Genomic DNA, 24,525 nt, shown 5'->3' on the forward strand with positions numbered 1-24,525 from the left:
AGCCTTCCGTCGCTCACCGCCCCACCATCGCCCTCACCACCCCATCCCGCCGAATCAACCCGTGATACAGCGCCGCCGCAAAGTGCGCGAGGAACGTAGCGAAGAACAGATAAGCGAACACCCGATGCGCGACCCTGAGCCACGCGAACGTCACCGGATCAGCCGCCACAATCGCCGGCAACTGCACGCCACCACCCAACGTCACCGGATACCCGCCCGCCGAAAGCATCGCCCACCCGATCAGCGGCATCGCGACCATCAGCGCATATAGCACGAGATGCGACCCATGCGCGGCAACCTTCTGCCACCACGGCAGGTCTTCCGGCAACGCCGGCGGCGTCGACAAAACCCGCACCACGATCCGCGCACAAACCAGTACCAGCACGGCCACACCCAGCGGCTTATGAATCGCCACCAGGAACGCGTGGCGCTCGGAGACGGAAGCCACCATCCCCACTCCGATAAACAGCATCGCGACGATCATCGCGGCCATCACCCAATGCAGCACCCGCGCCGGCAAACTAAAAGTCGTAGCAGCCTTCATCACCGTCCCTCCCCACTCAACCGCGCCGCCCCCGCCACGCCAGCCTCTTCACTGGTCCGTCGCAGATACGAATCCGCATAAGCCGCCGACCTGGCCGCCAGCAACGGATCCCCCGACACCTGAATCCCCTGCGGCAGCACCGTCGGGTCGTAATTCACATCCCGGCACGGCCCGCTGTCCTGCTGCTCCACCCGATCGAGCACGAGCGTCCCCGCATCGATCGTCGTCCGCTGCGCGGGCCAGATCTTCGTCGCGTCGTCCACCGGATCGTCGGGCGCCGCCAGCGTGACCAGCAGCTTCCACTTCTGCGCACCCGCCGCGATGCGCTGCGTCACGTCCCGCTGCAACACGTTCGGATCCGCAGCCGTCGCGACGTCCCCGGCGCCGGCCGTCTGCTCCGGCACGACCCGCCACCGCACCGCCTGCCGCCGGCCGTTCGCGTCGACGAAGTAAAACGCATTCAACCCGTAATAACTTTCGGTGACGTAGCTCGCGCTCGGCTTCGCACCTTTCACCCACGCCAGGAACGCCCCCGCCTCCGGATGCGCGGCAAAAAACGCCTTCACCTTCGCCGGATCAGGCTTGCCCGTCTTCGGATCGGGCCGGGTCGCCACCGTCTGCGCGTAGAACGCCTGCGGCGTCGCCACCGGAAACACGGGCATCGCGTTCATCCCGGTCCGCCATTGCTCGCCGTCGGGCGCGGTGAGCTTCAGCGCGAGGCTGCGGATCGGCACGCTGCTGTCGGGCGCATACGGATTCCCGCCCGGCAGCGCGAACCGCCCGACCACCGGCGTGCGCCCCGCCTTGAAGAACGGCGCGACCGAATACGCGCTCGCGGCCCCGTTTCCGTCGAAGTAACCGGTCACGCACACGCCTTTCGCGTGATTGCGCCGGTATCCGGCGTGCAGCCCGCTGTTGGCCTGCAGCGCGTTCACGAGGCGGTTTGGCGTGAGCCGCGCCGGCGCGAGCCACCCGCCGACATACCCGAATGCCACGGCCACGCCGGCCACCGCGCCGCCGATCACGGCCCAGCGCCACCACCCGCGCCCGGGCTCGCGCTGCGGCGAAGAAGAGGAAGAAGATCGCTCCATGAATGTGCTCCCGATCGTCAGATCATTGTCGAACCCGCGTAGGACGCCACCCGCGCCGCTTTATTCCACGAAAAATTTTTTCCTATGCTTGATGGAATAATCGGTGCCGACCGGCGTCATACGCGGCATCTCGACCCTTTCGGCAACCGGCCCGGCCATGCCCTCCACCGCCCTCGACGACGACGCGTTGCGCGAACTCCTCCCCAGGCTGCGACGCTTCGCGCTCTGGCTGGCGCGCGACGTCCACGCGGCCGACGATCTCGTCCAGGCGACGCTCGAGCGCGCGCTGTCGCGCTGGACGAGCCGCCGTGACGACGCGTCGCTGCGCAGCTGGCTCTTCACGATCCTGTATCGGCAGTTTCTCGACGGCAAACGCAGCGCGAAGCGCTACGCGTGGCTGCTCGGCCGCATCCGGGATGACGATGACGCGCACTGGCCGTCCGCCGAACGCGAATTCGCGGCGCGCGCGACGCTCGAAGCGTTCGGCAAGCTCTCCGACGAGCAGCGCAGCCTGCTGCTGCTCGTCGCGGTCGAGGGCTTCACCTATCAGGAAGTCGCCGACTTGCTCGACGTGCCGATCGGCACCGTGATGTCGAGGCTCTCCCGCGCGCGCCAGGCGCTGCGCCAGCTCAGCGACGGCGAGCTTCCTGCGCCTTCTTTGCGACTGATGAAAAAATGAACACGCCTCCGAACGAACATGATCTCCAGGCCTATGTCGACGGCCAGCTCGACGACGATGCGCGTGCCGCGGTCGAGCGGTATCTCGCGCTGCATCCGGAGCGTGCGGAACAGGTGAAGCAATGGCAGCAGGATGCGCAGCGGTTAAGGGCGGCGCTGGAGAGCGTGCGGATGCCTCCGGACAACCCTGCGCTCGATCCGGCTGCGATTCGGGCACGACGGGCGGAGCGCACGCGGATGCGGTTTGCGATGGCGGCTTCGTTCGTGTTCTGCGTCGGGCTGGGGACGTTGGGTGGGTGGCAAGCGCGTGGGTGGAACGCGGCGCCGCCCATCGCGCCGATGAGCGATGCGGTCGAGGCTTACAAGATGATGGTGGTCGATCAAACCGCGAAGGTGGATTATCGGCCGACGGGTGCGGGCGATTTGCAGGGATGGCTCACCAAGCGCGTGGGGGCGTCGGCGAAGCTGCCGGATTTGAGCGCGGCGGGGTTCAGGCCGGTCGGTGGGCGGTTGTTCACGACGGACAGCGGGGCTACTGCTGCGATGGTGCTCTATGAGGACGATGCGGGGCGGACGCTGAGCTTCTATCTCCGGCCGGCGGAATCGAAACATCGTCTGCTGCCGGCCGGGCAACGCGTCGATGGTGCGCTGCTGGCAAGGTATGGGTCGGTGAATGGGCTCAACTATGCAGTGGTCGGGCCGGCCGGGAGCCTTGGGGAGAAAGCGGTCGTACAAGCGCTGGATCAGCAGACTTGAGGGGTAGGATGCGCGCGCGGCCGGTGGTGGTTGCCAGCGCCTTTTGCGGCGCGCCTTGGCCGGCTTGAATGTGCTCACGCTCACCGCTCTAATGCACAGCGTTTCGACTTGCTTTCCTGGGCTGTTGTCCACATCGGAGCACTGCCGGCGCCCTCACCTTTAAAATCACAGGGTTTAGAGTCGCCGCGGAACAGGATATCCACATCGATCATGGCGACACCGCGCGCGGTCATCGGTCGGCTCGCTCACCTTCGGCCTGCACAGCGTTTCGGGTTGTTTTGGCGTGCGATATCCACAACCCGTGAGATAACGCGAACACCTGCCCGGAATTCGATTGCCCTCATCCGTTGAATGCACAGGTCTTCGAGTGTTTTGACTTCTCGATATCCACAAGGCATTCAATCACGACGGATCGCGCGAAAACTATCCGCACCATCTGCTCTATTCCGGCAAAGCCCTACCAGACAAGACATTCGGGCTGACTCGTGTGGTCGAATGCAAGGTGCTCACCTGTTCGATGCACAGCGATTCGACTGGTTGGGCGTGCGAGTTGTCCACACGTTCCCGCCGACAAGTGCACGAAACGCGATGCACATTCCACAAGCGCCCACGTCGTAGAGCCGGCTGCCCTCCGCCCACTCGTGTGCTTACGCATTCGGTCCAGATCTCGAAGTTGTGCAGATCCTGCCCGGTCGTCGCAAATTCCTCGTAGGCGGCTTTCAGGCCGAGCAGCGTCGCGGTATTGAGGACTTTTCTCCGGACATCACGGGTTCAGGCTCGTCTGCGGCACTTGCAGCGGCTCCAGGAAATACTGCGATTCGTCGGGAACGACGCCGTCCGTATAACGCTTGTCTTCCCACAACAGTCGCCAGTGTGTCTTGACGACCGCATCCGTGTCATCGTCGTTGAGGTTCGGCGCGCGGATGTCCCGAATGAGGTAATTGAAGCAGCCACTACCGCGCAGACTGCGTTCGCCGACCGGCACAATGCCCAGCCACTTCGATTGCTCGACGGCAACGGGTTCCCAGATGCCGTCGCACGGCACCTTGTCGCCGGACTTGATCACCGGGCCGACTGGCTCCGGAACCTCGGGCAGGTCTTCCGGAAACACAGGATAAGGAAGCGTGTAGAAGGTGTACTCGTATGCATCCAGAGACAGCAGCAGCCCCTCCGAGCGCAGTTGTGCCAGATCGTTATTCAAACTCGACGGCTCGAGCGGCGCATGCTCCATCTGGTATTGCGATGCGTGCAGCAGTTGGGCCAGCGCGTCGACCTTCGGCGGATAGGGGGCAATCTGCGCACCACGCTCCCAGTAGTTGTAATGGGGGAAGAAATACGCGTTCAAATAGTTATACCGGTCGACTGCGTATTCCAGCGGCTCGCCGGTCTGCCAGACGAACCGATGCCCTCGGGCCAGCTCGGACAATCCTCGGTCATAAGCGGAGAGAACTTCAAAGATGGTTGGCAGATGGTCTGCCACCACGCGCTCCGGATCGTCTTCAGGCCAGGTCTTCACCGCGTTCTCGTATTCGTTCGCGAATCGCGCAAACGCATCGCGCTTGCGCTTCCAGAGCGAAAAACTGGTCAGGCGTTGAAGCAGCCAGAAAATCCTGCGCCGCGTTGCGTCGTCCGTCATGTCGTACAGCTTGATCGTGTCCGTCATCGCTGAACTTCGTCATTCGCCGCCGATCGTGTCGCTGCGGTCACTTTGCTTCGAGATTCTGCACGGGTGTCCTTGAGCCGTACTGCTCGGCAAGCTTCCCGGCCCACGCATCCCCATCACCCGCCCGCACTACGAACGCTTCACCAGGCACCACGTCACCCAGTGCACCTTGAGCTCGCCGAGATTGTCCCTGACGAGCATGTCCGGCATCGCCGCACCGGCTTCGACACGCAGTGTCTTGCCGCCGTATTCGTCCGTCTGCCATTCGCCGGTAACCGGGCAGATATCGCCGGTGCGGACCTGTGCGACGTTTTCGCGGTCCAGCTGCGGCGCTTGCGGCGGCTCGAGGAAATACTGCGATTCGTCGGGGATGATGCCGTCCGCATATCGCTTGTCTTCCCACAACAGTCGCCAGTGCGTCTTGACGAGCGCTCCCGTGTCGTCATCGCTGAGGTTCGGTGCGCGGATGCCCCGAATGAAATAATTGAAGCAGCCGTTGCTGCGCAGACTGCGATTGCCGACCGGTACGACACCCAGCAACTTCGATTGCTCGACGGCAACGGGTTCCCAGATGCCGTCGCAAGGCACCTTCTCGCCTGACTTGATCACCGGGCCGACTGGTTCCGGAACCTCGGGTAAATCCACCGGAAACGCCGGATACGGAAGTGTGTAGAAGCTGTGCTCATACGCATCCGGGGACAGCAGCAAATCTATCGAGCTCAGTTGTGCGAGATAGTCTTCCAAAGGTGGCGGCTCGAACGGCGCATACTCCACCTGGTATTCCGATGCATGCAGCAGTTGGGCCAACGCGTCGACCTTCGGCGGATAGGGGGCAGCCTGCGCACCGCGGTCCCAGTAGTCGTAATGAGGGAAGAAATACGCGTTCAAATGGTTGTACCGATCGATCGCGTATTGCAGCGGCTCACCGCGCTGCCAGACGAACCGGTACCCTCGGGCCAACTCGGTCAACCCTCGATCGTAAGCGGAGAGAATCTCGAAGACGGTCGGCAAATTGTCTGCCGGCATCCTCTCCGGATCATCTTCAGACCAGGTCTTCACCGCGCTCTCGTATTCGTTCGCGAAGAGTGCAAACGCATCGCGCTTGCGCTTCCAGAGCGAAAAACTGGTCAGGCGTTGAAGCAGCCAGAAAATCCTGCGTCGCGTCGCATCATCCGTCATGTCGTATTGCTTGATCGTATCCGTCATCTCTGACCTTGGTTGTTCGCTGCCGATCGAGTCGCTGCGGTCACTTTGCTGTTGGCCGCCTTGGTCTGGATTTCGTCACCCGCCAGCCGGCGTGTCTTCGTCGCGTAGTGGATGTCGTCCTCGTACTTGCTGTAGCCGTAGACCTTCTCGACATTCTCCCAGTTCGTCTTGTGGAACTCGATCTTGACGCCGTTGAACTCTCGCTCGACGTGCAGATTCGCGTGCCCGGTGAAATTCTCGAATTGCTTCTTGATCTTGTTTCCTTCTTCAGTCACAAACTCCGACAGTTTGCCGAAGTCGACAACCAGTTGATCAGCGCCGCCTTCGAGATACTGCACGGGCGTCGCCGTGCCGTACTGTTCGGCAATCTTTCCAGCCCACGCATTGGCCGTCGGCATCCGTTCGCCGAAATCGTGCGGCAACTGCATGATGACGATGAACCCGTTGCCGTTCCAGGCATCCAGCACCGCGGAGAACCTGCGCCACTCCTCGGCGGTCTTCGGTGGCTCGCCGACGCCCCAGAACGCGGGATTTCTGCCGCCCGCCGAACTGCCGCCCGCCCACGTCGCCAGTTCAGACGGGTTACCGAACACGCGATACACCTTCTTGCCAGCGAGTTCCTTCGCAGTCAGCGCCTTGATCGGCCCGCTGAACGACGCGATGTCGAGAAACACATCCTTATCGCCAAACAGGGGCATCTTGCCTTTCCTGTCGACGATGTTCGGCCAACCCTTGGCAATTTTCTCGCCGTATTTCGCCTTGAGCCGCGCCTCGCCACGTTTGTCAGCCAGGCACTCCTCCGACGGAAAACGACCCCGACGAATATCGCGGGCAAACTTGCGCTCCTGCAGATATGCCTCGGCCTCGCGCTTGAGCTTCGGTGCGCCGCCCGTCGCGATTTCATGCACCTCACCGCGATAGACCATGTTCTGCAACACCTTGAGCTTCGCGTTAAGCTCCTTGATCGCGTCCGGCACGATCTTGTCGGCCATGTCCTGAATCGCGTGAAAACCGCTGCTGACGCGTTCGAGTGCTGCCCGCCATTTGTCCGGCAGCACTCGACCGACGCGCGATTCGAGTGAGCGCTGAATGGTGACGCGCATGCCCGCGCAAAAATCCTTCAGCTTCGTCAGGACCAGCGCCTGGTACTTGCCCAGGTCCAGCGCCTTCAACCACTTCGGCGCGTCGCCGTGCCCCATCCGGTTCAGGAATTGCACGACCGCCTTGAGCAGTTCGGCATCCTTCGCGACATCTCCGGTGACCTTCAGCAGTAGACGCCCGAGCCCCTTGATGACGCCGCCCACGACCGGGATCAGCGCGAAGATGAGCACGACCAGCAGTACGCGCTGCACCTTGTCGTCGCGCTTGACCGGATCCTGGCTCATGCCGATGCTGACGGCCAGCAGGTCGCGAACGGCGGTTGCGTCACCCACGAGCGGAATCATGCCGATCGCGGCATCGACGATGATCTGGCTGATGGTCTGTTTTTCATTGAATGCGCCTTCCAGCGTTCCCCAGCACCATTGCCCGACTTCCAGCGACGTTGCCTTGAAATCCTCTATCGTCAAGCTCACGCTCACGCTCCCCCGTGCTTGTTGATGATTGAATCGATGTCGGCATCGGAAAGGCGCTCTCCCTTGTAGTCGGGATTGGCGGTCGTATCCTTGCGCGCATACGCGCGCGCGTCCGGCCCGAGTTCGACCTTGATCGCGCCGGCCGGCACGTTCTCCAGATGCATCCGGCCCTGCGAATCCAGCACGCCTTCGCGCGTGGCGCCATCGGACAGCGTCGCAACGTACTTCGCGCCCTGCACCGGCTCGTTGTCGTGATACTGGTATTGCAGTGCCGCCGCATGCGTGGAAGTCGGCAACGCCGGCAACGGATAGGTCATGCTCGCCGGCCCCGCGAACGTATGCGACGCGCCTTTGATGTCGACCTTTCCGGGCGCATGAACCTCGACATTGCCATCCTTGATCCGGATGTACGCGCCGCCGCTCGTCAGCAGGATTCCCTGGTCGGCCGCGATCTCGATCCGGTCCGTCGCCGACACGATCTTCACTGCCTTCTGCGCGGTCACCTCGATGTTGTCCGACTGCGCCTGAATCTCGACCTTGCCCTTGCCCGCGAACAGCTTCATCCCCGCGTTCTGCGCGAACAGGCTCAGCTTCTGCCCGATGCTCGCCAGCAGCGACTTGCCCGCCGCGACGTGCACGCTTTGCCCGCTCGCGACGTTCACGTGGTCCTTCGCGACCACGTGCATCGACTGCTGCGTCGACATCCCGATCCCCGACGGGCTGCCGAACAGCATCACCGGTTCCTTGAACGCGTTCGCGCTGCCTGTCCCGCCGCCCGCCGTGCGCCCGCCGGCCGTACTGCCCGATGCGCTGTTTTGCGTCGCGTCGGTAAACGCACGCATCGTGTCCTGCGCGTCCTTCAGGCTTTCCGCCTGATGCTGTTCACTCACGCCCGACAGCGCCTCGACGAGGCTTTCCGACGTCACGAGCTGCTGCTGCGCCTCCTTCACGTCGAGCGGCTGGCTGTTCGGCGCCTTCGGGTGCGTCGTCACGTAAAGGCCCTGGCTCGCCCGCACCGCGCCGTACGCATCCGAACGCAGGTCGAACCCGCTGCCGAGATACTGCCCGCGCGAATTGCCACTCTGGTCGATGATGTAGCCGAGATGCAGCAGGCTGTTCGCGCTGCTGCTCATCAGTTGCACGCGGTTTTGCCCGGTCGCGTCGTCCATCACGAGCTGGTTGTAGCCGCTGCCTGAATACTCTTTCGATCGATATCCGGACAGGATCCCGTCGGTATGCCACTGCGGCTGGTTCGCGCCGTTGTACACGCGCCCGACCGCAAGCGGCCGATCGCAGTCGCCGCCGACGTAGTCGATCAGCACCTCCTCGCCGATGCGCGGTACATGCACGCCACCGTAGCCGCCACCGCTATCCGACTGCACGACGCGCACCCAGCACGATGCGTTCTCGTTGCCCGGGTTCAGGCGGTCCCACACGAACTGCACGCGGATCCGGTTCAGCGCATCGGTATAGACTTCCTCGCCCTGCGGCCCGACGACGATCGCCGTCTCGAGGTGCATTTCCGGCTTGCGATGCTCGAACGGGCTGCGATACGGCACGCTCGCGCGCTGCGCGTCGACTTCGACGAGATAGAAGCCGACCGAACCGTCGCCGTGCGATACGTGAAGGCCGGGCGTGTTTTCATATCGCGCGCGCACCTGATGCAGCGCGCGCCCCAGGCTATGCGGGAAATCCGAGTCGGTGCCCGGTACGGGCAGGTTGTTCTCGATCCACCACGCCACCTCGGTCGCGGCAAACTCGCGCTGATCGGCGGGATCGCGATCATGCTCGGGATGGTCGGCCAGCGTGAAGCGCCGGCCGGCGTCGATCGCGCGCACACCGCCCGCGCCATGGAAGCGCTTTGCCTGCGACTCCCATTCCTCCATCCTGACCTTCGTCAGGTGGTCGCCGCGCGTCTGGTCCAGATACGTGTATGCACCCGTGTACTCGTAGACTTCGAGCTGGTCGGGCAACTCGCCCTGGCCACCCATCGTCGGCAGCGACGTGCCCTTCGGGTTCGCCGACTGCGCAGGATTCTTGTAGTCGAACGTGCGCGTCGTGAGCGTGACGCTCTGCAGTGTGCGCGTGCCCGACCATTGCGTGAATGCGTTGGCCTCGCTGCCCACGCCGCCGCTATAGAAACGCACGGCCTCCGGCGACAGCGGCGCGAACGCCTGCAGGTTGTCGGTGATCACGAGCGTATGCGACTTGCCGTCGTCAGCCTGCTGCCACGTGCCGTACAGCCCCTCGTCCTCCATCAGCCGGTGCACGAAGTTCCAGTCGGTGTCGCTTTGCCGTGTATACGACCGGTTCTCCAATGGCTGCGACAACGCAAACCGGAACCGTCCGCGCGCTTCCGGATGCATGTCGAGCACATCGGAAATAATTTCCTCTGCGTTCTTGTCGATCCAGATTTTCTCGTCACGACGGAACCGCAGCACATGCATCCACGCGTGCAGTTCGAGCTGATAGGTCGTTACCCCGCCATTCGCGCCAAGCCGGCGCGCGGTGTAGATGTAGCCGCTGACGGGCCGATAGGCATTGTTCGCCTGCTGAATCCATAGCGTTGCCGGTTGAGCGATCAGCTTCTTGAGCTCAAGGCCGGCATTACCGGCTATGACGTCGAGCGTGAACGAATAATCTCGTCCGATCCGCGATCGGCCAACCGCGCGCTGTACGGCGAGTGCGTTGGCTCCCAGCGGAGTATCCAACTTGAGCAAACGATCCTGCTGAAGCAAACCACCGCGAAGCGCGGCGCCAACGTCCGGCATGTTCATGATGCAGCCCTTTTTTATTTCAGCACCCTCGGATGGTGTCTGTGACTCAGTCGCGCGAGATTCTACCGTTTAATCAGGGCACTAAGATCAATCGTCCGACCAGGAACAAGGACATGGCCAAATCACGTGCCGCGCGATCCGTCATGCGAATCGGTCGGACGCCGTCGTATCGCTCCGTTCAAGCGTGCATGTCGTCATCTATCAAGCCGCTGCGCTTCAACACATCGCGCAGGCAGGTTCGACAAACCAGTTCGCCCGCATTCCACAGCCTCTGGAATGCCGCCTCGTCATCGACCCTGAGCACTGATCCCTCAATCGCGACATCGGGTCCAAGCACCTTGCGCAGAAACGCTTCGCTGAACCAGTACTTCGGTTCGTGCTTCTTCGTGTGATCGATCACCTGCACGACATGACAATTGCGAATCACGTCGATCGACAGGATCGCTGCTTCGATATCCGGTGACGTGCGTGTCGGCAGGATCAACCCGTGAAGCTCGCATCGCGCGTGATTGGAAGGCCATTTCGCATTCGCCGCGACAACGGAGGTGTCGAACGCCTGCTCCTTCGTCGTCGGTTTATATGGCGCCTCGCCGGAGCGCACGAGCAGTTCGTCCACGCATGTCGAACACACATACGCGCGCAAACGCTCCAGCGCCGCAATCTTCGGAAACTCGTTCACATGCGCGACGTTATCGAAAAAGGTCGCCTCGACCTCGTGCTCGTCAAGTTCGGCGCGCAGCATCCACATTTCCCGGCTGTATTTCGGCCGATCGAGCGAGACCTTCACGAGTTCCCCGGGAGCGAACTGCCCGCGTGTCCGGACGCGCGCGGCAATGCCCGTCGACGTTGTCATCGCGCGATCGTATCCGTGTCGATGGCAAACGATCGGCCCCATCACCAGCTTCCGTCGCGAGCGCAGCTCGCATCGCCCTGCTCTTTCTTCCGTTTCATCGCGTCGGTTTTCATCGTCGCTGGCTCAGGATTCAAAGTCGACTGTCGTCTGTTGCGACGAGAAATGCGCAGTAATCGCCGAAATCACGGCCTGCCGCGTGACGGCATCGATCGTCTCGCCATCGTGTATCGGCTCCACGTACTTCAATGAATCGATGTAGGCAACGAATGCAGGACCGTTGTCCACGACCGGCAGCAACGCTTCGCCAAGCACCCGGACCGTGTACTTGCCGTCGCACAGCACGATCGCACCGCGCGACACCGTGAGTACCTTGTACGTCATCGCTTTGCCTCGCGTGATTCAGTCGTCACGGAACTGCGCCTCGAAACTCAAATCCCCTTGCCGTGGATCGTAGCGAAACTCGGCGATTCCCCAGGCACATGGTTCGAGCCGGGCCACAGCGGGATGCTCGCTCACCACCGTCAATCCCGATGACTTCGCAATTGACCGCACGATCTTCGACTCGGTAATGCTCGTGTCGAGGAAGCGGATCGTCTCGAACAGGATCGTCACGCTCGCCAGCCGCCCTCCGGCCACGTCGATCATGCATTCAGCCGGATGACCGCCAAAGGTGATTTTCTGCAACATGCGACAACGCCTTGCCCCGCTTTTCAACGGCTGCACCGGTGAGCACAAGCGACGAATGCCCTCACCCAACTGCCCGTCGCTTCCGATCTCGATGCGAGCACGGTCCGCATGAACCGCACCGCTTTGCCAATCAACCCGAATCGCAAGTGCCATGTCGGCGAGCCTTCGCATCCTGAATGCCGGCGATTCTACAGATACGGCGGTTCGCTCCTCGTCCACACGCGTCACAGCCTGGCGCTTCGTTCGTCTGCTCGCCGCATGCAGTGCATATCCTGCGCGAATCACAGTCGCATGACTGTGCTTATCCAAAGGTGTTAACAGGGTTCGTATACATACGTAGTAACAGTTAACAAGCCCTGTGCCTCACAGTGGATAACCTCCCTAACCCCCTGAATTTTCAACGCGAAGCAGGATGCATAACCCTGGGCGACTTGCGTGCACAGCTCCGTGGAGCACAGAACAACTTTTCGCCGATTCACAGCCGCGGCGACATATCCTCAATCGATCCACTGTGAATCCAGAGGCTTGCCGGATGGTTATCCAGAGGGGAATGTGGATAACATCGCGACGCCGACGCGTTTCGCTGTGATGCCCCACATCGCACACACGCAGCAGCCAACGAGACCACCACCCGCATGCGCGACTGTCGAGTCAAAAAATTTTCACAGAGGGGCTTGTGCTCCGCAAAAACCCTCTCTATAATTCGCGGCTTCTTAGGCTCGTAGCTCAGTTGGTTAGAGCACCACCTTGACATGGTGGGGGTCGTTGGTTCGAATCCAATCGAGCCTACCAACGAACAAAATGAAGGGGTCCGGCAGCACAAATTGCCTACAGGCAATGCGGCTCGCCAAACATACAAACGCCACGCGGCAACCTCGCGTGGCGTTTTTCTTTTTCCGGCCGAAACAGCGCGAAGCAGTGCATGTGCCCCGATGCGTTGCGCGATCCACGGCACGGTATCGTCACCGATTCTTCCGCTCGCGATAAAACGTACAACGTACAACGTACAACGGTCACTGCACGGCGAGTAGAATCGTGTGCCAGTCGAAGCGGCATGCTCTGCACGCCGCACGATTCCCTCCGCAGCAGAACCGCATCAAAACGACGACGCGCGATTCGCGCGACTGAGAGCAAACGGCCATGTCCGAGGTCACGACCACCACAGCGTCAGCGAGCAACGACGAAATCGCCGCTTACGTCGGCAAGAAAGCCGCCTGGTTCGAGAAGAAATGGGCGATCGCCGAATCGCGCAAGAGCCGGCAGTCCTGGAACTGGGCGGCCTGCTTCCTGGGCCCGGTCTGGATGGCGTATCGATGCATGTACTGGCAGGCGGCCGCCGTTCTTGGCGCGACGCTCGCGATCACGTTGGTCGAGTTGCTGTACTTCCCGAAATACTTCGAATCGAGCACGCTCGACCCGGTCACGATTGCGATCGCGGTCTCGCTCGGCTGGTATGGGAACGGCATCTACAAGACGTACGTCGAACGCAGGATCGAAAAGCTGCGCCCGAACGCGATGTCCGGCGAATCGTTTCTCGCGCTGCTGGAAGCGCAAGGTGGCACGAACTGGCTCGCGGCGGCCGGTTTCGCGGTCGCGACGCCGCTGCTCGGTTTCCTGATGATCATGATCCGCAACCTCGTGGGCGCGACGTATTGATCGCGGCAACCGGCGACCGGAAAAGCAGGGCGGAAAGACTGAGACAAGCGGGCGGGGGCGCCGCCGCCGTGCATCCGCACGGCACGCAGCGCACGATCCTGCCACTCAATGCAGATGCTTCAACTTGTCAGGATTCCGCACGACATAGATCGCGACGATCTTCCCGTCCTCGATCTCGAGTGCGGTCGTCTGCAGCTCGCCGTCGGATTCCAGCGTGACGAAACCCGGCAGACCGTTGACGAACCCGGCCCGCACGAGCTTCGACGCATGCGTGGCGAACAGCTCGGCCAGGTATTCGTGCACCTTCATCACGCGCTCGAAGCCGAATACCGGCTTGCCGGCGGCCGTGCGCTTGCCGCCGCCGTCCGAATGCAGGCTCACGTCCTCGGCGAGCATCGCGCCGAGCGCGCGCATGTCGCCGCTGCGTGACGCGGCGAAGAACGCCTCGGCCAGCTCGATCCCGCGCTGCTTCTCGACATGAAAACGCGGCCGCGCTTCGCGCACATGCGTGCGGGCCCGCGCGGCGAGCTGCCGGCATGCGGCCGGGTCGCGCTGGATGGTCCTGGCCACTTCGTCGAACTCGAGGCCGAACACGTCATGCAGCAGGAATGCCGCGCGTTCGAGCGGCGAGAGCCGTTCGAGCGCGAGCATCAGCGGCAACGTGACGTCCTCCTGTTCATCTTCCTCGACGACCGGCTCGGGCAGCCACGGGCCGATATAGGTCTCGCGCTGGTGCCGCGCGGACTTCAGCTGGTCGAGGCACATGCGCATCACCATACGGCGCAGGAACGCCTCGGGCACGCGCACCTCGGTGCGGTCGACGTCCATCCAGCGGATGAAGGCCTCCTGCACCATGTCCTCGGCATCCGCGACGGAACCGAGCATCCGGTACGCGACGCGGATCAGCGTGCGGCGCAGCGGGTCGAAGCTCGCTGCCGCGTCGGCCCGTTGTTCGGCGCTACCCTTGGCCGGATCGAGGCGCGTCATCAGGCGACCATCTTCGCGGCGGAGGCCTTCGCCTCGGCCGGGTCGATCCACAGCCCGAAGCCGACAGCAAGCCGGTTCCAGCCGTTGATCACGTTGATCATCAGCGTGAGTTTCACCTGTTCCTCCTGACTGAAGTGGTCGTTCAGCGCCGCATAGGCCGCTTCGTGCGTTGCCTGGCCTTCCGACAGCCGCGTGAGCGCCTCGGTCCAGCCGAGCGCCGCGCGTTCGCGGTCGGTGTAGCAGGGCGCTTCGCGCCACGCGGCGAGCAGGTAGATGCGCTGCTCGGTCTCGCCTTGCTCGCGCGCTTCGACGGTGTGCATGTTAATGCAGTTCGCACACGCGTTGATCTGCGATGCGCGGATCTTGACCAGCTCGATCAGCGTCGGCTCGAGGCTCTTCGCAGCGGCGACCGACACGGTCATCCAGTCCTTCATCAGCGCGGGAGCGGCGGCAAACGGATTGAGTTTCGCAGTCATGGTTCATTCTCCTTTCGTGTGGGTTCCGGTGATATGACGAGCGAGCCCCCCGTGCGTGTGACATCGGCGCAAAAAATATTTCGAAGCACGCGTGGGCGAGGATGGTGAGTGAAGGGTGGGGCGGCTCAGCGCCGCGTCGATGACGGCACACGACGGCGTTTGTCAGACGAGAACCCGTGCGTCACCCGGCCGTCACGATCGCCGCGCGGGTGTCATGGGCCGTCAGTAGCCGCGCACGCCGGCAAGCGCGTGGCGAACGCCGTCGCACGCCCGCCGCGACAGGCATCGCCGGTTTGACACGCAGGCGACACGTGCGCGACCAACACTTTCATTTTTCTTTCGACCGCGTTTCATCGGCATCCCGATTCGCAGCATTCACATTTCTGGCCCATACTGTTCTGCATGGGCAGATGAAGTGACGCCGCATCAGCGGCCCGGCGCGCGCGCCGGCTGCCCGTCGACGCAGCAACTCAGGTCGCACGTCAGCCGCGCGCATCACGCGCAAGGCTTTCCTTTTTCCGGCAACGCAACGCAGCGAATCGCGACGTGGACGGTTAACCGATGAGCCTCCTTGCATCACAGCTTCAGCGCCGTTACCAGGACGTGCGCGCCCACAGCATCGCGTTGACGGCGACGCTGTCCGCCGAAGACCAGGCCGTGCAGTCGATGCCCGACGCGAGTCCGGCGAAGTGGCATCTCGCGCATACGACCTGGTTCTTCGAAACCGTCGTGCTGATGCGCCGCGTGCCCGGCTACGCGCCGTTCGACGACGCATTCCAGTTCCTCTTCAATTCCTATTACGAAGCGCTCGGCCCGCGCCATCCGCGCCCGCAGCGCGGGCTGCTCACGCGCCCGTCGCTCGACGTGGTGCACGCGTACCGGCAACACGTCGACGCAGCGATGCTGCGCGCGCTGGCGAGCGCCGATCCGGCGCTGCTCGACGCGATCGCGCCCGAGATCGAACTCGGCCTGCATCACGAGCAGCAGCACCAGGAGCTGATCGTCACGGACATGCTGCATGCGTTCTCGTGCAACCCGCTGAAGCCGGCGTTCCGGCCGCGCAACGGGATGGACGCGGGCGCGATGGCCACGGGCGACGCCGGGGCGCAGCGCTGGCTTCACCAGCCGGGCGGGCTCGTCGAGATCGGCCACGACGGCGATGCGTTCTCGTTCGACAACGAACGGCCGCGCCACACGGCGCTCGTGCGGCCGTACGAGATCGCGAATCGCCTCGTGACGAATGCGGAATTCGCGGCGTTCGTCGCCGACGGCGGCTACATGCGCCCGGAATACTGGCTGTCCGACGGCTGGGCAACGGTGCAGCGGGAAGGGTGGCAAGGGCCCGCGTACTGGATGCCCGACGACGACGACGTGGCCGCCACGCGCGTACGGCGCACGTTCGGCCTGCACGGCGTCGAACCGCTCGCGCCCGACGCACCGGTGTGCCATGTGAGCTTCTACGAAGCGGCCGCGTATGCGGAATGGGCCGGCGCGCGGCTGCCGACCGAGTTCGAATGGGAAACCGCGTTCGCCGATGAAGGCATCCAGCAGATGCTCGGGCACGTGTGGCAGTGGACGCGTTCGTCCTACGAGCCATATCCGGGCTTTCGGCCGCTCGCGGGTGTCGCGGCCGAATACAACGGCAAGTTCATGGTCGGCCAGCAGGTCCTGCGCGGCAGCAGCATCGCGACGCCGCCCGGGCACGAACGGCCGACGTACCGCAATTTCTTTCCGCCGGCCGCGCGCTGGCAATTCACGGGAGTGCGACTTGCGCGAGACGTCTGACCAGACGGCCACGAGCGGTGGCCAGCAACCCGCCCGCGATTCGCGGCCGAGCGCGTTCGAGCGCGACCTGATCGACGGACTGTCGCGCACGCCGCGCAGCATTTCGCCGAAATACTTCTACGATGCGGCTGGCTCCGAGCTGTTCGACCGCATCTGCGAACTGCCCGAGTACTACCCGACCCGCACCGAGCTCGGCATCCTGCGCGATCGCGCGGCCGAGATCGTGCGGCGTGTCGGCCCGCATGCGGATATCGTCGAATTCGGCGCGGGCTCGCTCGAGAAGATCCGCGTGCTGCTCGACGCGTTCGCAGGCAACTACGCGAACGCGCCGGCGCGCTACGTGCCGGTCGACATCTCGGCCGACTACCTGCACGACGCGGCCGCGCGGCTGCGTTCGGCCTATCCGTGGCTCGACGTCGCGCCGATCGCGGCCGACTACACGAAGGCCGAGCAACTGGCCGAACTGACCGCGACGCCGCGGCGGCGCATCGGCTTCTTTCCCGGCTCGACGATCGGCAACTTCTCGCCGGACGAGGCCGACGCGTTCCTGCGCGATGCGGCGCGGCTGCTGCGCGGCGGCGGATTGCTGGTCGGCGCCGATCTCGTGAAGGACGAGCGCACGCTGCATCACGCGTACAACGACGCGCAGGGCGTGACCGCGCAGTTCAACCTGAACCTGCTGGTACGCGCGAACGCCGAGCTCGGTGCGAACTTCGAGCTCGACGCGTTCTCGCATTGCGCGTTCTACGACCGGGAGCGGCAGCGCATCGAGATGCATCTCGTCAGCGACATCGCGCAGACCGTGCACGTGCGCGGCCACGCGTTCCGCTTCGAAGCCGGCGAACGCATCCACACGGAGAACTCGCACAAGTTCACGATCGACGGTTTCCATGCGATCGCGCGCCGCGCAGGATTCGAGCCCGATACCGTGTGGACGGACGCGGACAACCTGTTCAGCGTGCACTGGCTGCGCAGCGTCGACGATATCCGCGCGTAACGCCGGCGCTTGCGAACCGCTCGCACACGGTGCGGGCGGTTCGCATCCCGCGCACATCAGCACATACCGGCGCGCTCCGATCGTCCGGTTTCGTGCAGAAAATCCCTTTTTTACCGGCTCGATGGGCCGTTGAAACGGTGCGTGGAATGCCGGCTCTCCCTTGTCGGGCAAGGCTTTGCGCGTGCCCGTAATCGTCCGTTACCGGTCTCGCATACCCGTTTCACCTGTGTCAGCGCTCCATGCCTAGACTCCGAACCGTATTCACATGACGCACGACACGTGCAGGGAGTCGCGGGATGAACAAGAAGCTTATTCTCGGTGCAGTTCTCGGTGTAGCGGCGCTGGCAGCTTCCGGCGTTGCATCGGCCCACGTCGACCTGTCGGTCGGCATCGGCGTGCCGGGCGTCTACGCGGCGCCGGCGCCCGTCTACGTGGCGCCGCCTCCGCCCGTCATGTACGCGCCGGTCGGCTATCGCGAAGACGGTTGGCGTGGCGACGGCTGGCGTGGCGATGGCTGGCGTGAGCGTCAATGGCGCGAACACGAGTGGCGCCGCCGTGAATGGCGCGAGCACGAGGGGCGTGATCGCGGCGGCTGGCACGGCGACCGCTGGAATTAAGCGGTTCGACTGATCACAACAAGAGGAGAGTGAACCCATGATGCCCATTCGACACATCAGGCTGTGCGCAACCGCCGCCATCGTTGCGCTCGCAACGATCGGCAGCGCGCACGCGGCGGGCTGCATGAAGGGCGCGGTGGTCGGCGGTGTTGCCGGCCACTACGCCGGGCACCACGCCGTCGTCGGCGCGGTCGGCGGCTGTATCGTCGGCCACCACATGGCGAAGAAGCATGCGGAAGAGCAGGCCGCGCAGCACAAGGCCGCCGCGCAGGGCATGCAGCCGGCGCAGTAAGCGCAATCATCACCGGGGCGGCGCTGCGGCGCCGTGCCCGCCTGCTTCGTTCTCCGCTCACGCCTGACCGCATGGCGATGTCATCCGCATTGATCTGATGAATGCACGCTGCGCGCATCGTTACGATCATTTACAACGTCGTGTGGCGCGAATTTTGCGCGTTCTTAGAATGCAATCACACGAACGCGCTCCAGGGAGCACAAGATGAAACATCAACGATATCTGTCCGTACTGGCGGCCGCGCTGCTCGCGCTCGGCACGGTTTCCGCGTATGCGGCCGCCGGCGGCAATGGCGGTGGCAACGGTGGCGGTCATGGCGCAGGCGGCTCCGGCGGCAACGCGGGCGGCATGTCCGGCGGCCACATGAGCGGCTCGGCGCTGAGCAACTCGAACAGCATGCATGCCGGCGACCGCGACAAGGGCCTGTCGCGCGCGGCCGACCGCTCCGATACGATCGCCGATCGCGCCGGCTCGCAGCCGGGCCGCGGTCACACGCACGGGCATGCGCATGGCCATACCGCGCACGCGTCGATGTCCACGCATCATTCGCATCACAACGCATTCGGCCGCACGCTGTAAGCGCCGCACGCGAATGCGATGGAAGGGCGCTTCGGCGCCCTTTTTTCATCGCGGCAACGCCACGCTGCTGTCGCGCAAAAACTTCGTGCCGACCCGATTTGCAACCAGCCGTAACCGCGCCGCGGCCGCGCAAGAATACGAATCGCTTTCACGCGGATAACAGACGGAAAATCGACGCGCGGAGAGGGCGATGAAAAAAGGGCGGCTCGTCGCCGCCCTTCGTCTCAGCGCCCCGCGCCCGCCAGCGGCGCAACAGGCTCGAACAACGCGTCCGCCTGCCGGACGCGCACGAACCGCGCCGCGCCGTCACCGTCCACCAGCGCACGGAAATGCGCTTCGCCGCATGCGAGCTTCGCGCGCTCGTGCTCGCTCGGCACGTTGCCATCCGCGTTCGGCGTATCGACGACGAAGTACAGCCGCTCGCCGCCATCCTGCTCCGCGAGCACGGCCCAGTCCGGGTGATAGCTGCCGAGCGGCGTCGGCACGCGGAACCACGCGGGCAGCTTCGCGTACAGCTTCACGCCGTCGTGCGCTTCCAGCGCATCGGCAAACGCACGCTCCGCATCGGTCTCGCACACGACCGCCTCATGGATCGACTTCTGCGCATCGGGCCGCAGGTTGCGCAGATAGCCGGTCAGCGCCTCGCTCTCGAACGATTCGAGCGCATGCACGTGGCGTTCGCCGAGCTTGCGATACGCGATGCCGGCAACCAGCGCGAGCCGCTTGCAACGGTTGATCGCATCGGCCGCGACCGTAATGAACTGCTGCGGATTCACGCGGAAATCGTCGAGCCGGCCGCTGTCGGCCAGGATCGTCGCGAGCGAACGGCGCGTGAGCTGCGTGCGGTCCTGCAACTCGGTGAGCAGGTCGGGCAGCGGCAGCTCGCCTTCGTCGATCAGCACCGTGCCGGCGCCGGCCACCTCGATCGCCTCGATGCCGGCCTTGCCGATATCGATCTCGGCCTTGCGCCATTGCAGCCGTGCGCGCGCGATATCCGGCGCATCGTGCAAGGCAGCCGTGCAGTCGCGCACGAGCTTCGCGTTGTCGAACTCGACGCGGTACACGGTGCGATGCCGGATCCGGTCCCACAGCGCACGGAAATCCTCACCGAACACGACGGCCTTGCCCGACGCATCGCGCCGCAACGCGATTGCGCGGCGCTCGTCCGCATTGCGCACCGCGAAGCGGCCCGACAGCTTGCGCAGCGTCGCGACGATCGGCGCGCGCAGCATCCCGAACGCATCGGGCAGCACGAGCGCGCTCTGGCGCAGCGCATCCTTCAGGCGATCAAGCACCTTGCCCTGCGCGTCGACGTAGCCCTGCTCATGCAGATGGTTCCACAGCACGCGCGACAGCTCGATGCCGAGCGCATGCGCGGGCCCGTCGCCTTCCTGCACGGGCAGCGCCGCGAACTGGTGTTCCTCGACGATCCCGAAGCGGATGCCCGTATCGGCTTCGATTTCCTTCTGCAGGTTCTCCGCGAACGACTCGTAGCGCTCGGTCGCAATCACGGTGAGCGTGTTCACGCCCGCGTCGCGCACGCGTTCGCCGTCCTGGTCGACGGCGAGGCGCAGCCCGCGGCCGAGCGTCTGGCGGCGCTCGCGTTCGGTCTGGATGTCGCGCAGCGTGCAGATCTGGAACACGTTCGGGTTGTCCCAGCCTTCCTTCAGCGCCGAGTGCGAGAAGATGAACTTCAGCGGCGTGTCGAACGACAGCAGCGCTTCCTTCTCGCGCATGATGAGGCCGTACGCGCGCTCCGCGTTCTCGCGGGCCGCGGCGCTGCTTTCGCTGGTGTCGGTCCAGCCGCCCTTGCGGTCGATCGAGAAGTAGCCGTTGTGCGCGCGTCCGACTTCCAGCGCCACGTCGACACCGTCGAACAGCGCACGGTAGGCCGGCACGCGCGCCGCGCGCGCATATTCCTCTTCGAAGATCAGCGCATAGTCGCCCTTCACGGGCATCCCGTTCTCGTCGTACTGGCGATAGCGCTCGACCGAATCGACGAAGAACAGCGACAGCACCTTCACGCCGCGCTCCGCGAGGCGCAGTTCCTTGTCCAGATGCTCGCGGATCGTGCGGCGGATCATCTCGCGCTGTACGGCGAGCGTGTCGATGTCGCCGAACGCTTCGCCGAGCGACAGGAACGCCTCGCCTTCCGGATGGCGCAGCTCGACGTATTCGGCGCCCTTCACCGCATGCACCTCGCCGATCCGCAGGCCCGCATAGAGCGCGCGCTTGGTCAGGCGCTCGAGATCGTCGCCGTCGGTGGCCGACACGATCTGGCGCTTCACGCCGGTCGCGGTCGCGACGTCGAGCTCGACGCGCGCGCTGATCGTGCCGCGCCGGTTCGACACGCCGACCAGCCGTATGTACGGCTTGTTGTGCGCATCCTCGACGATCGCCGACGCGATCTCGATCTGCTTGACGAGCTTGCGCTCGTACGCGTCGACCGCGTCGAGCCGGTACACCATGTGGTGACGGTCGGCGTGCGTCGCCGAATAGCGCAGCGTGCAGAGCGGCGCCATCGCGGCGAGCGCTTCGCGGCCGCGCCCTTCGAGCCCGCCGTCGACGCTCTGCGGCTCGTCGACGATCACGATCGGCCGCGTCGCGCGGATCAGGTCGATCGGCTTCTCGCCGCCGGTCTTCTCGCTGTCCTTGTAAAGATTGTTGATTTCCTTCTTGTTGATCGCGGCGACGGTCATCACCATCACCTGGATCGCCGCGCTCGCCGCGAAGTGGCGCACCTGGCCGAGCTTCGCGGAGTCGTACAGGAAGTAGTCGTACGGCACGCCCGCGTACAGCGCGCGGAAATGATCCTCGGTGATCGCCAGCGTCTTGTGCACGCCTTCCTTGATCGCGATCGACGGCACGACGATCACGAACTTCGTGAAGCCGTAGCGGCGGTTCAGCTCGAAGATCGTGCGCAGGTATACGTAGGTCTTGCCGGTGCCGGTTTCCATCTCGACGGTGAAGTCGCGCGAGCCGGGCAGGCCGGACGGCGGCAGCCCGCCGCGCAGCTGCACGTCGGCGAGATTGCGCGCGAGCGCGTCGTCGGTCAGCGACAGCCGGTTGCCGACGCCCTGTTCCGATACCGCGAAGCCGAGCGAGCCTTGCGCGGCGGCCGTCGTGCCGGGCGCGGCGTTCGCGAGCACGCTGAAGTCGCCGCGATACGATTCCTGGCCGCGAAACAGGTCGCAGACGGCGTCGATCGCGTCGCGCTGGTAGTCGAGATCCGCTTCGAAATGCAGCCGCATCACAGGCTCCGCACGCGCTTCACGCCGTGCTGTTCGAGCAGCGCGGCGAGATTGAGCTTCGCGACGTCGTCGACGAAGCCGCTGTCGCGGAACAGGCAGGTGACGTCGCGCGTCGCGCCGCTCGCGTCGAGTAGCGCGACGATGCCGTCGGCGAGCGGGCCCGCGTCGTCGCGCGAGATGCGCGCGTCGAAACACGCGACGATCGAGCGGCCGATCAGGTGCACGGCCTTGCCGGCCACCGGGTGATGCTCGACCGGCGTGCACAGGTCGAGGCCGAGTTTCAGCGTCAGCTCGGCGAGCAGGTCGTCCTCGGTGCGGCCGGTCTTCACGTGCTCGACGGAGGCGAAGAGGGCATGGTCGAAATCGTCGCGGCGCGGATCCCACTCGATCACGTTGGTCGTGTCGAGCCGGTACACGCGGAAGCCGAGGTCGCCATAGCTTTCCGGATAGTCGCGCGCGACCTGCTGCGCGGCGCGGCGCAGGCGCTCCTTGGTGACTTCGGCGAGCGTCGCGGGCTTCTTCAGCTTGGCGCAGAAATCGGCCGCGCTCAGCTGCGTCTTGTCGCGGCGGTCGAGCGCTTCGGGCAGTTGCACGAGCACGTAGCGGCGCGCGCCGCCGTCGGTCGCGTTCACCTGCATCACCGCGTGGCCGGTCGAACCGGAGCCGGCGAAGCAGTCGAGCACGATGTCGTCGCCGCGCGTGCACCAGCCGATCACGGCCGCCGCGAAATCGACCGGCTTCGGCTGGTCGAACGGGATGCCGAGCGTCTTCAGCAGCGCGTCGTCGGAGCCGGCGAACGGCAGCACCGACGGCACGTTCTCGTACATGTTCTCGTCGAGGTAGTAGATTCGCTGCGGCTGCGTGCTCTCGTCCGCGCCGAATTCGATCTGGCCGCGCTCGATCAGCGCCTGCATCGTCGCGGGCGGGTTGCGCCAGCCGCGCGCCGGCATCGCGCACGGCTTGCCGGTGACCGGGTGGATCAGCGGCGTGAAGTACTCTTCCGGCGCCTTCTTCTTGTTCGGCCATGCCATCGACACGAGGCGGTACACGCGGCCTTCTTCGGACAGCCGGTCGTACATCACTTCGCCGCCCGACAGATTGGTCTGCGCCTTCATCCACGCGCGGTACGCCTTCTGCGCGTCCTTCGCATTGCCGCTGCGGTACACCGCGTCGTGCGCGGCGTCGAGCATGCGCTGCGCGTTGCGCTTCGGGCGCTTGAGCGGCGCCTGTTCGAGCAGTGTCTCGGCGTTGCGCGCGAACAGCACCAGCGATTCGTGCTGGTACGCGACACCGCGCGCGTCGCCCTTCGGGTTGCGCTTGTCCCACACGGCGACGCCGAGCTCGTTCTCCTCGCCGAAGATCTCGCGCAGCATCAGCACCAGCGCATGCACTTCATGCTCGTCGATGTGCACGGCGATCAGCCCTTCGTCGGACAGCAGCGCATGCGCGAGCTTCAGGCGCGGATACATCATGTTCAGCCAGTCGGTGTGGAACCGGCCGTTCGCCTCGGTGTTGGTGCTGCGCTTCACGCCGCCCTGGGTCTGCCCGGTCATCGCCAGGTAGTGGCGGATGCTGTCGCTGAAGTCGTCCGGATAGACGAAATCGCTGCCCGTGTTGTACGGCGGGTCGATGTAGACGAGCTTCACCTTACCCGCGTAGCTCTTGTGCAGCAGCTTCATCACGTCGAGGTTGTCGCCCTCGATCACGAGATGGCGCGTGTCGTCCCACGCGACGCTGTCGTCGGGGCAGGGCCGCAGCGTGCCGGTCGACGGCGTGAGCGCGGCCTGGCGCGCGCTGCGCTTGCCGTGCCAGTGGAAGCCGTAGCGCTCGTCGGCGTCGCCGACCGTGCGTTCGCCGATCAGCGCCTTCAGCACGTCGACGTCGACCGACGCGCCGCCGGGGCCTTCGGTCACGAGTTCGGGGAACAGCGCCTTCAGGCGCGCGACGTTGTCGGCGGTGAAATCCGTCGACATCGCCTGCGGGCTGGCCGCATCGAGTTTCTGCATCGTCTTTTCCATCGGAGCCCGGCCGTGCGCGCCAGGACGTCGGGCGCGCT

The 24,525-nt window shown here is 64.5% G+C and carries 20 protein-coding genes, 1 tRNA gene and 1 pseudogene; 9 read left to right on the forward strand and 13 right to left on the reverse strand.

Annotated features, from left to right (window positions below):
- Positions 1-13: 13 nt before the first annotated feature.
- Together CUJ89_RS00115 and CUJ89_RS00120 are read right to left on the reverse strand one after the other, a co-directional pair.
- On the reverse strand, positions 14-544 hold the full coding sequence (locus CUJ89_RS00115; RefSeq protein WP_114175278.1) for a cytochrome b: 531 nt from the start codon (positions 542-544) through the stop codon (positions 14-16).
- Positions 544-1,635 (reverse strand): catalase family peroxidase, encoded by a 1,092-nt coding sequence (locus CUJ89_RS00120; protein ID WP_114175280.1) that lies wholly within the window; start codon positions 1,633-1,635, stop codon positions 544-546. The genes CUJ89_RS00115 and CUJ89_RS00120 overlap by 1 nt, the downstream gene beginning before the upstream one ends.
- A gap of 157 nt (positions 1,636-1,792) precedes the next feature.
- On the opposite strand from CUJ89_RS00120, the gene CUJ89_RS00125 reads away from it, so the two are divergent.
- Both CUJ89_RS00125 and CUJ89_RS00130 read left to right on the forward strand, forming a co-directional pair.
- Positions 1,793-2,314, forward strand: coding sequence for a sigma-70 family RNA polymerase sigma factor (locus tag CUJ89_RS00125; protein ID WP_114175282.1), 522 nt, complete (start codon positions 1,793-1,795; stop codon positions 2,312-2,314).
- A complete protein-coding gene (locus tag CUJ89_RS00130) occupies positions 2,311-3,069 on the forward strand; it encodes an anti-sigma factor family protein (RefSeq protein ID WP_114175284.1) in 759 nt (252 codons plus the stop codon). The genes CUJ89_RS00125 and CUJ89_RS00130 overlap by 4 nt, the downstream gene beginning before the upstream one ends.
- Positions 3,070-3,850: 781 nt before the next feature.
- Here the strand turns inward: CUJ89_RS00130 and CUJ89_RS00135 are convergent.
- The 7 genes and pseudogenes from CUJ89_RS00135 to CUJ89_RS00165 form a co-directional block, all read right to left on the reverse strand.
- Positions 3,851-4,732: pseudogene (locus CUJ89_RS00135) on the reverse strand (Imm72 family immunity protein); the annotation flags it as partial.
- 129 nt (positions 4,733-4,861) lie between these two features.
- Positions 4,862-5,938 (reverse strand): Imm72 family immunity protein, encoded by a 1,077-nt coding sequence (locus CUJ89_RS00140; RefSeq protein WP_114175288.1) that lies wholly within the window; start codon positions 5,936-5,938, stop codon positions 4,862-4,864.
- Positions 5,935-7,512, reverse strand: a complete 1,578-nt coding sequence (locus CUJ89_RS00145; protein ID WP_114178427.1) for a hypothetical protein — start codon at positions 7,510-7,512, stop codon at positions 5,935-5,937. Before CUJ89_RS00145 ends, CUJ89_RS00140 begins: the two co-directional genes overlap by 4 nt.
- Before the next feature lie 2 nt (positions 7,513-7,514).
- The gene (locus CUJ89_RS00150) at positions 7,515-10,289 is read right to left on the reverse strand and encodes a type VI secretion system Vgr family protein (protein WP_114175290.1); all 2,775 of its coding nucleotides are present in this window, start codon (positions 10,287-10,289) and stop codon (positions 7,515-7,517) included.
- Between the two features lie 178 nt (positions 10,290-10,467).
- Positions 10,468-11,142 carry a hypothetical protein gene (locus CUJ89_RS00155; protein ID WP_114175292.1) on the reverse strand — a complete coding sequence of 225 codons (675 nt, stop codon included), beginning with the start codon at positions 11,140-11,142 and terminating at the stop codon, positions 10,468-10,470.
- A 123-nt stretch (positions 11,143-11,265) separates the two neighbouring features.
- Positions 11,266-11,523, reverse strand: a complete 258-nt coding sequence (locus CUJ89_RS00160) for an Imm74 family immunity protein (RefSeq protein ID WP_114175294.1) — start codon at positions 11,521-11,523, stop codon at positions 11,266-11,268.
- An 18-nt stretch (positions 11,524-11,541) separates the two neighbouring features.
- A complete protein-coding gene (locus CUJ89_RS00165; protein WP_114178428.1) occupies positions 11,542-11,982 on the reverse strand; it encodes a hypothetical protein in 441 nt (146 codons plus the stop codon).
- Between the two features lie 562 nt (positions 11,983-12,544).
- Here CUJ89_RS00165 and CUJ89_RS00170 point away from each other — a divergent pair.
- Positions 12,545-12,621, forward strand: a tRNA-Val gene (locus CUJ89_RS00170).
- A 348-nt stretch (positions 12,622-12,969) separates the two neighbouring features.
- On the forward strand, positions 12,970-13,485 hold the full coding sequence (locus CUJ89_RS00175) for a DUF2628 domain-containing protein (protein ID WP_114175296.1): 516 nt from the start codon (positions 12,970-12,972) through the stop codon (positions 13,483-13,485).
- Positions 13,486-13,590: 105 nt separating this feature from the next.
- Here the strand turns inward: CUJ89_RS00175 and CUJ89_RS00180 are convergent, their stop codons facing one another.
- Together CUJ89_RS00180 and CUJ89_RS00185 are read right to left on the reverse strand one after the other, a co-directional pair.
- Positions 13,591-14,472 (reverse strand): sigma-70 family RNA polymerase sigma factor, encoded by an 882-nt coding sequence (locus CUJ89_RS00180; protein ID WP_114175298.1) that lies wholly within the window; start codon positions 14,470-14,472, stop codon positions 13,591-13,593.
- The gene (locus CUJ89_RS00185; RefSeq protein ID WP_114175300.1) at positions 14,472-14,948 is read right to left on the reverse strand and encodes a carboxymuconolactone decarboxylase family protein; all 477 of its coding nucleotides are present in this window, start codon (positions 14,946-14,948) and stop codon (positions 14,472-14,474) included. The genes CUJ89_RS00180 and CUJ89_RS00185 overlap by 1 nt, the downstream gene beginning before the upstream one ends.
- Before the next feature lie 561 nt (positions 14,949-15,509).
- Here CUJ89_RS00185 and egtB point away from each other — a divergent pair.
- The 5 genes from egtB (at position 15,510) to CUJ89_RS00210 (ending at position 19,218) form a co-directional block, all read left to right on the forward strand.
- The gene (gene egtB, locus CUJ89_RS00190; protein WP_114175302.1) at positions 15,510-16,733 is read left to right on the forward strand and encodes an ergothioneine biosynthesis protein EgtB; all 1,224 of its coding nucleotides are present in this window, start codon (positions 15,510-15,512) and stop codon (positions 16,731-16,733) included.
- On the forward strand, positions 16,717-17,730 hold the full coding sequence (gene egtD / locus CUJ89_RS00195; protein WP_114175304.1) for an L-histidine N(alpha)-methyltransferase: 1,014 nt from the start codon (positions 16,717-16,719) through the stop codon (positions 17,728-17,730). Before egtB ends, egtD begins: the two co-directional genes overlap by 17 nt.
- A gap of 296 nt (positions 17,731-18,026) precedes the next feature.
- The gene (locus tag CUJ89_RS00200) at positions 18,027-18,347 is read left to right on the forward strand and encodes a hypothetical protein (protein WP_114175306.1); all 321 of its coding nucleotides are present in this window, start codon (positions 18,027-18,029) and stop codon (positions 18,345-18,347) included.
- Positions 18,348-18,384: 37 nt separating this feature from the next.
- On the forward strand, positions 18,385-18,639 hold the full coding sequence (locus CUJ89_RS00205) for a hypothetical protein (protein ID WP_069746326.1): 255 nt from the start codon (positions 18,385-18,387) through the stop codon (positions 18,637-18,639).
- Positions 18,640-18,843: 204 nt separating this feature from the next.
- Positions 18,844-19,218, forward strand: a complete 375-nt coding sequence (locus CUJ89_RS00210; protein ID WP_114175308.1) for a hypothetical protein — start codon at positions 18,844-18,846, stop codon at positions 19,216-19,218.
- A 224-nt stretch (positions 19,219-19,442) separates the two neighbouring features.
- On the opposite strand, the gene CUJ89_RS00215 is transcribed toward CUJ89_RS00210, so the two are convergent.
- The gene (locus CUJ89_RS00215) at positions 19,443-22,469 is read right to left on the reverse strand and encodes a type III restriction-modification system endonuclease (RefSeq protein ID WP_114175310.1); all 3,027 of its coding nucleotides are present in this window, start codon (positions 22,467-22,469) and stop codon (positions 19,443-19,445) included.
- Positions 22,469-24,475, reverse strand: a complete 2,007-nt coding sequence (locus CUJ89_RS00220; RefSeq protein ID WP_236654904.1) for a site-specific DNA-methyltransferase — start codon at positions 24,473-24,475, stop codon at positions 22,469-22,471. The genes CUJ89_RS00215 and CUJ89_RS00220 overlap by 1 nt, the downstream gene beginning before the upstream one ends.
- Between the last annotated feature and the right edge of the window lie 50 nt (positions 24,476-24,525).

The organism is Burkholderia pyrrocinia (assembly GCF_003330765.1).
Lineage (GTDB): Bacteria > Pseudomonadota > Gammaproteobacteria > Burkholderiales > Burkholderiaceae > Burkholderia > Burkholderia pyrrocinia_B.